Origin of the sequence: Mesorhizobium sp. M7A.F.Ca.CA.002.15.2.1 (assembly GCF_003998715.1) — a bacterium.
Classification (GTDB): Bacteria; Pseudomonadota; Alphaproteobacteria; order Rhizobiales; family Rhizobiaceae; genus Mesorhizobium; species Mesorhizobium ciceri.
The window spans coordinates 1-7,655 of record NZ_RZPI01000226.1 but is presented as its reverse complement, the minus strand read 5'-3'; the positions used below and the strand labels follow the sequence as shown (position 1 = coordinate 7,655).

General features: G+C 57.0%; 3 protein-coding genes and 1 pseudogene. 2 read left to right on the top strand and 2 right to left on the bottom strand.

Annotation, left to right across the window (positions count from 1 at the left end):
* On the bottom strand, positions 1 to 4,672 hold a 4,672-nt coding region (locus tag ENZ74_RS14775), incomplete at its 3' end, for a DUF4011 domain-containing protein (RefSeq protein ID WP_127312838.1).
* 636 nt (positions 4,673 to 5,308) lie between these two features.
* On the opposite strand from ENZ74_RS14775, the gene ENZ74_RS14770 reads away from it, so the two are divergent.
* Both ENZ74_RS14770 and ENZ74_RS14765 read left to right on the top strand, forming a co-directional pair.
* Positions 5,309 to 5,722 carry a MucR family transcriptional regulator gene (locus ENZ74_RS14770; RefSeq protein ID WP_082826711.1) on the top strand — a complete coding sequence of 138 codons (414 nt, stop codon included), beginning with the start codon at positions 5,309 to 5,311 and terminating at the stop codon, positions 5,720 to 5,722.
* Positions 5,723 to 5,756: 34 nt separating this feature from the next.
* Positions 5,757 to 6,587 carry a thermonuclease family protein gene (locus tag ENZ74_RS14765; protein ID WP_127224212.1) on the top strand — a complete coding sequence of 277 codons (831 nt, stop codon included), beginning with the start codon at positions 5,757 to 5,759 and terminating at the stop codon, positions 6,585 to 6,587.
* Between the two features lie 13 nt (positions 6,588 to 6,600).
* Here the strand turns inward: ENZ74_RS14765 and ENZ74_RS14760 are convergent.
* Positions 6,601 to 7,655 (bottom strand): annotated as a pseudogene (locus tag ENZ74_RS14760) (KAP family NTPase); the annotation flags it as partial.

The window sequence follows — 7,655 nt, the reverse complement described above, 5'->3', positions numbered from 1 at the left end:
CTGCGAGGTCGATGAAGAAGCCGGCAATGCCCACTTGAGCATGAACCTGATAACCCATTTCGATCAGCGCGTTGGCTACCTGTTCTACAAAGATTGAATCCATTTCGCGAACCGTGACTTGGGCAAGCGAAATTCGCCCTGTTCTCGCGTAGTGCAAGAAGAGCTTGAAGGCGAAGATGCCTTTCCCTTTGCCACGCTCCAGGTCGATGTCCTCGTCTGTGATGGACGCGAATACTTCGCAGCTGCGCTTGGCGCGGCTTATGAGGACGTTGAGCCGACGCTCGCCGCCTTCCGCGCCAAGAGGGCCGAAACGCATGGCCATGTATCCCTGGGCATTCTTGGCATACCCCACCGAGATCATGATCACGTCGCGCTCATCGCCTTGAACATTTTCGAGGTTCTTGACGAAGAATGGCTCGCTTGGATGAGCGTGAAAGAATTCCTCGGTGTCGGGATTTAGTCGCCGCAGCGCTTCGAGTTCATCCTGGATCGCGCGGCGTTGGCTAACCGAAAATGTTGCAACGCCTAGAGTCTCTTGCGGGTTCACCTTCGCATGACGGATGATCGCCTCCGCTACTGCTCTCGCCTCTACCGGATTGGTTCCTGTGCCGCCGGAATCGAAGACCCCCTCCGGCACATGATGAAACCGCAACCCCATACCTGCCTCTTGGGTATAAGGGCTTGGCACGATGAAAAGCCGGTTCTCGTAGAACTGGCTGTTCGATACTGCGATTAGAGATTGGTGACGGCTACGGTAGTGCCAGCGCAGCATACGCTGCGGCAAGCCGCGGGCCGTGAACAGGCCGAGGATGCTTTCAATGTCGGCGACCTGCGCGCCCTCACCCTCGTCATCTTCAGACTGCGAGCCTGTCATCTTCGCGAAGAATGTCGTGGGTGGCAGTTGGCGTTCGTCGCCAACGACGACCACCTGACTGGCCCTGGCGACCGAGCCAAGTGCGTCCACGGGCTGGATCTGAGACGCCTCGTCCATCACGAGCAGATCGAAGGACATCCGGCCGGGCGACAGGAATTGCGCCACCGAAAGCGGGCTCATCATGAACACTGGCTTCAGCGCCTGGATGGCAGGGCCTGCCTTCTGCATCAATTGCCGGATGGGCATGTGGCCTCGTCTGCGCGCCATCTCAGAACGAAGCAGTCCGACAGGTCCAGCTCCGCCGTCTCTTGAAGGAATTTTCCGGTGATGAGCCGTTACAACTTCGATGGCGCCGGCCTTGATGCGCTGGCGGTCCAGATCTGCGAAGTCACGTACAGCCCTGGAATGCAGTTCCCCGTCGAACCTTGCCAGCTCCGGCTCATCGGTCGCCATCGCCAGAAACATTCGTTCGTAGTAGGCCATATCAAAAACTGATCGAGCCGATCCTGTTGTAATCTGGCCGTTGGCTAGGCCGTCTATCAACTGTCCCAGTCCAGCCTTTCGGGCCGTTTCGGATCGCTCTTCATAGGCAACCCATTTCGAGAGCTGCTCCTGATGATCGAGCCAACCCTGCAGCCGAGAAACGACCTCGCCTATCGCGACGTCCGGAAAATCGACTACTCCAAACAAGGAGGGAGCATCGGCTTTCAAATCCCCTGTAAGCGCCTTCAATTCCCGCGCTGCCGCTTGGGCCGCTTCACGTGCTGAACGTGCCGAGTTTGCGATCTCGATTCTTTCAGGCAACCGCGCAGCCAGATGTCGGATCGAGCCATTTTCTTTCAGCCAAAGCTCGGCTTGCGTGAGAGCGGCCCAATCGGATCCTCGACCGTGCCACGACGAGCCGAATACGAACTTGCCAAGGCTCTCTCCCGCATCGATCCCTTGAGCAAGTGCTTGTAGTCTGCCTAGTCGGCGCAGTAGCTCCACCCGCTCAGTGATTAGATCCGGAACGTCAGTCAGAACCTGTCGTGACGCATCATCGGCTTGAGCTACAGTGCTCGCCTTCGCTTCCATCAGTTGCAGCGAGGCCCGCTCGGCGGAAGCCACGTCGCCTAGCATGGATGACGCGAGGTGCCCGAGATCGTTCCAGAAACCTTCGATAATTGGCCGACCGATTTCGATAACCTTGCGAACGCGCGCTGCACGCGCACCGGCCTCGGAGCGTTCCGCCATCCGGCCGGCGATAATCCGAGGTTCGGGGCCTAGCCCTCGTAGAGTCCGCATCCACTCCACTAGCGCGAGCAGTGGCGCGGAAGCCGATCGCTCCCCACGCCAATCTGCCCCGAAGGCGGAACGGCCAAAAGCGTCGCCTTCGCGGACTCTTGCTGCGGCAGCCTGACCCTTCATCAAAAGGTCGAGGAGACCAACTATCTGCGTCGCAGGCGCGCTAGGGTCGACCACAATAGTCCGCGCAAGTGCTGTGGCGCGACGGTAGTCGCCGTTCAATGCTTTCAATATTCCCGTGTGTGTGGCGAGCGCCTGCCGCGCCGCGGCCACCTCGGTGCTCCACGCCGCGTCAACAACCTTGCCCTGAAGGTCGGCTCTGGCAGCCTCAAGCGTCGCTACGCTGTCGGCAAGGTCGCCTGCCTGCTCAAGTCCGGAGTCCCAAACGGTGGCTGCGAAGGCCTCCGGACTTGCGTCAGGTGCTGCCGCTACTCGCTCGCCGGTCACGGCCAGCCTGAGCAAGCCTGCCAACGTGTCTGGCAATATCGCCGATCCGAGTTCCTGATTCAGGCGCTCAGCTTCTTCCCTCAAGCGTGGGAGCAGAATGGTGAGCTGTCGCGCACGATGGAAACCATCTTTCGGAAATTCCGAGGGAAGCTTTGCAAGCTCTGTCTCGAGACCTTCAATTGGCGTGTCGATAGCCGTTGCCGCCAACTGCTCCGAAAGTTCCTCGGACTTGCGGGCGAAATCCGTTCCTGACCAGAGAAGCGATGAAATGTCTTTCGGACGCTCATCCCATACCGGCGAGACGAGCGCCTCGGCAGGAAGTCCAGGCGCGGACGCGAGAAGCTCAGCGCGATCTTCTATCTCGCCGCTGTCGCTGAGAATTTTCGGAGGCTCGGCCTTGATCCGCTCAGCGATACCGACCAGTTTGGCGTGCAGTGCCTTGGCTTGGTCCAGCAACGCCGCGATGCGTGGGACGAGCCTCTCAATGGTCGTTGGAAGAACGACATCCAGGCCAACTCCCCGCCACGGGTGGTGGATCGGCAAGCCGATCTCGTTGATCCGCTGAGAGACCTCATCGAGCAATTTGCGACGTTGCGAAACGCCGTCAGTTGTCCAGCTTGTGGCATCCGTAAGTTCGATGTCCACTGGTTTCTGACCGACCTGCCTTAGTCGGGTTAGCTGGCCGAGAACCTGATAAGGAGTGAGTTCGGACGCTCCGAACGCAACGTGCATTCGTGCAGCATGTGCGTTGAGTTTATCGCGAGCCTCCAGCAAGCGATCAGTTAGGGAAGAAGGAAGCTGGCCCCTGGGCGATCCGAGTTGCCAGGTTCGCCGCAGCTCCTCTAGCATCATGCGCTTGTTCGCCTTGTTACTATGCAGCTCAAGGCAGGCGTCCCCCACCCCAGCAGTGTCAAGCCGTCGCTTGACGACCTCCAGCGCTGCCATCTTTTCGGCCACGAACAGCACGGTCTTTCCGTCGGCAACGGCCGACCCAATAATGTTTGCGATCGTCTGCGATTTTCCTGTCCCAGGCGGACCTTGGATAACGAGGTCGCGACCTTTTCTGACGTCATGGATCGCCAGTGTCTGAGAACTGTCACTGTCGACGATATGCAACATTTCGGCGGGCGCAATGTGCGGATCAATCGCTATGTCGTCCGACATAAGCGGCTCGCGTGTTTCGAAACCATCTGAAAGAAGCGAGCGGATCTTCGGTTGTTCGATAATCTTTGCGCCATCGGGCCAGAGATCCGGATCCAGATCACGGTACATCAAGAACTTCGCAAACGAGAAGAAGCCGAGCACCATATCGTCGCGAAGCACCTCCCAACCCTCTTTGGTCGAAATTGCTTCGGCAACGGCATCGAGATAGGCCGAGACGTCGAAGTCATCTCCCACCTCAAAACGCGGCAGAGCGAGCTTGTGAATGCGGTCGAGATAGAGTTCCAAGGAGAGGTTTGCGGTAAGATCTTCCGGCCGGGCTCGTAGGCGGAATTTTTCTCCAGCGGCCCCTCGCTCAAGCCGAACCGGCACCAAAATGAGGGGGGCCTGACGGATGTTCTCTTTGTTGTTCGGGTCAATCCACTTCAGCATTCCAAGGGCCAGAAAGAGGATATTGACGCCCTGCTCTTCCTCGAGTGTGCGGGCATCATGGTAGAGATCAAGGAGCCGCCGCTGCAGCCCAGTTGGGGTCATACGCGTCTGCAGCTTGGTGTCCGAGTGCCGCGCGGATATCCCTCTGTTATCGACTCCATCGTCCTCTGGTTGGGCGAGAGCGACGGGGGAATAGTCGATCTCTTCGTCTGGAGGGCTGCTTTCATCCTGGCCCGCTTTCGGCCTATCGGGCTTGCCGGCCAGGAAGGTAAAAGCCTTTCCTTCGGTCACCAGCAATCGATAAATTTCGGACGACTTCTCATCGACGATATCGATCGTCTTCGCGCTCTTGGAAAACCGCGGCACATTCAAAAGTCGATTGCGGGCGGAAAGATCGAGCAACTCCATCCTGGCGCGCTCGAGTTTCTCCTTTAGAGGGAGATCGCTTTGGAAGACTGACTGTTTTACGTCCAAGACTTACATCCCCTTTGAAAGGAGAACCAGCTAGAGCCCGCGTAGAGCGTTCGCGCAAGAAAAAACAGCCGTGTTCAATTAGAAACGACTGCGATCACTTCTGGACACCGTCCAATATTGCGACGTGTGATATGGGTCAGAGCCTGCATTCTTGGCCCCCTTTGCCTAGTCGCTATCCGACGAGGATTCTCGCTCCCTGCCCCCGTATTTAGCCGCCTCCACAATGTCTTTTTCTGACACAGAGAGTCCGTTGCGGACCCGAATGGCTCCCGCACTTGGAACGCGGTCCAATTCAGATCCAGTCTTTGCCTTATCCTTCTGGGGCTTAACCTCCGGCGGCGGGTCTTTCGAAAATGTCATGCGTAGGTCCTACTCGTCCAAATCTAAATGCATCCGCCTGTGAGCCTCAAGCCGCTTTCCTGGTCATACAAAGAAAACGCCGCGCCCAATCAATCCACCGTCTCTCGTGGTTCCGCATTCTGATTGGCGCTTTAACATTCATCACTATTAGCGCCTGGCATTTAGTATCCTCCCTCTACTGGTTTTTTTAGCCGATAAGTAATAGATCGGGATTTCACTGCAGAAGTCCGGAGCCATGAAGTGACTGACGAAATCCAAAATACGGCCACCGCGCTGATGGAGCTTACCGCCGATATCGTTGCGGCTTATGTGAGCAAGAATTCAGTGCCGGTCTCCTCATTGCCGGACCTTATTGCCAGCATCAATTCGTCATTAGCGCGTATCGGCCAGCCGTCCGAACCGGAAAAACCCGACCAAGTTCCCGCGGTCAACCCCAAGCGCTCAGTCACTCCAGACTACATCGTCTGCCTCGAAGACGGCAAAAAGTTCAAGTCCCTCAAGAGACACTTGAACACGCATTTTGGACTGACGCCCGACGCCTATCGCCAAAAATGGGGCCTCTCCAACGATTACCCCATGGTCGCGCCTAACTATTCAGCCAATCGCTCCAGATTGGCAAAATCGATTGGCCTCGGTCGCACAGCAGCCGCGCCCAAGAAAGCAGCAGCCAAGAAGTCAAAGACGCGCTAGCAAAACATTTGGCAGCTTCGCAAAGGATCGAAAATTGAATCGCGATCGCTATTCCCATCGCCGCAGCTCGCGGCCAAGACGCGGCCGGGTTTCAATTATGCGCAAGCGTTTCTTTTCACATAAATCATTAGCCGCGATCCTGGTGATCACGCTAGCAGTGGGCGCTTATGTCACCTCCTACTTTACAGGGTGGGGCAACCAGATCGCGGGACCCAATACAGCAAGCGCACTCGGGTCAAAACCGAAGCCTATCGTCGGCGTAGCGTCCATCGTTGACGGGGACACGATCGAGATCCACGGACAGCGTATTCGTTTCAATGGCATCGACGCACCTGAAAGCAGCCAAAACTGCAGCGACGCAAGCGGGCAAGAATACCCATGCGGCCGCAAATCCGCAGAAGCACTGGACATCTTCCTCAGTCAATCCCGACCCATCCAGTGCAACTTTGTTTCGTGGGATCGTTACAACCGCTTCGTTGGTGATTGTCAGCGGGCGGACGGTGCTAGCATTGCGTCTTGGATGGTCGAACAGGGTTATGCCCTGGATTGGCCTCGATACAGCCATGGTAGTTACGCGTCACAACAGGCAGATGCCCAAAGGGCCAAGATTGGCATCTGGGTTGGCACTTTCACAGCCCCTTGGGATTGGCGAGCAACACATGCAGCCAACAATAAACCCGGTAATGACACATCCTACGGCCTTACAGGCCGTCGCCAAATAGCTCAGAGCTATTCGTGTCAACCGCGTCGCTATTGTAAGCAAATCTCCTCATGCGATGAGGCGCGCTGGTATCTCAATAACTGTAGCTGGGGACCCAAATTGGACCGGGACGGCGACGGAATTCCGTGCGAAGGCATTTGCTGACCAAGCCAATTCCTTAGCGCGCTTTCAGCAAGCCGGACTGGCCACCAGCGTTTCGGTGCATTTGCGCGAGTGCCAATAGAGCCTGGCAAAAGGGCTGGCTGACGTTTGTCTTGGAAAATTCCACCAGCTCGTTGAGCCCGGATGGGCTAGAAAACCGCAAGGCTTCGTAGCGACAGACAGGGATCTGCCGATTATCTCTGAAGCGTTTGTCGGGTCCGCCATTCTTATTGGGATGAGCCCAGGTATAGCTCACGATCTCAGCATCAGATGGAACTTTGCCGGTCTCAATAAAATTGCTGGGGGCAAATTGCGTCCTGAGGTCTCCATACCCAACGGCACCGTACTGGTTTCCGTCCTTCACCAAAATCATGTCTGGCATGAAATAAAGGATTTGCCGGCCGACGTGTATCGACGGTGGTGTGACATTGCTGCGAACAACCGTCGGCAAGGAAGCTTGGAGCGTCGTCGACTTTTTATCGACCAACATCGTGGCTCCCGCATTGCGCTTCCAAGTCGTCAGATCCTCTATCTTGCCACCAGCCGCGACATGCCAACTCGCCGCGCAGCGTGTGAGCGTGTCAAAGGCGGCGACAAGTCGCCCGTAGGCCGCCTCCGCGTCCTGCTCCAAATCATAGTAGAGCACGCTCACCCGGCGGTAGCTGTCCAACCAGTTGCCAATAAGCATGCCCGGCAAAAAGGCAGCAATACCGATCAGCGCCACCCCACCTCCCAGCATTGCGCCTGCGATCAATCCGGCGATCCCAAACAGCACGGCCAGGATGAGCGACATTCGCGTCTGCGATTGCCTCGCATTGATTTCATCAAGCACATTGGCAAATGTCTCATCACGCATCTCGATCACATCGGCGGACTCGATTTCTCTCATCACGACGCCACCGCTGACATATTCCACGGGTGAGGATGTTGGATGGGGCTTTGGCCCAGATGGGAATTCAGACAGTTGCAGCGTCTGCTTGGCGCTGCGCTTTCCCAAAGTGCCTCGGTAGTAGAGACCGCCGACGCCTGCATGAATATAATGCCCTCGTGGGCCAGTCCCGATACGAAGAC

Excerpts from the sequence above, each read along its gene's own strand:
- ENZ74_RS14770 (WP_082826711.1), top strand. The coding sequence starts at position 5,309 with ATGGAGCTTACCGCCGATATCGTTGCGGCTTATGTGAGCAAGAATTCA.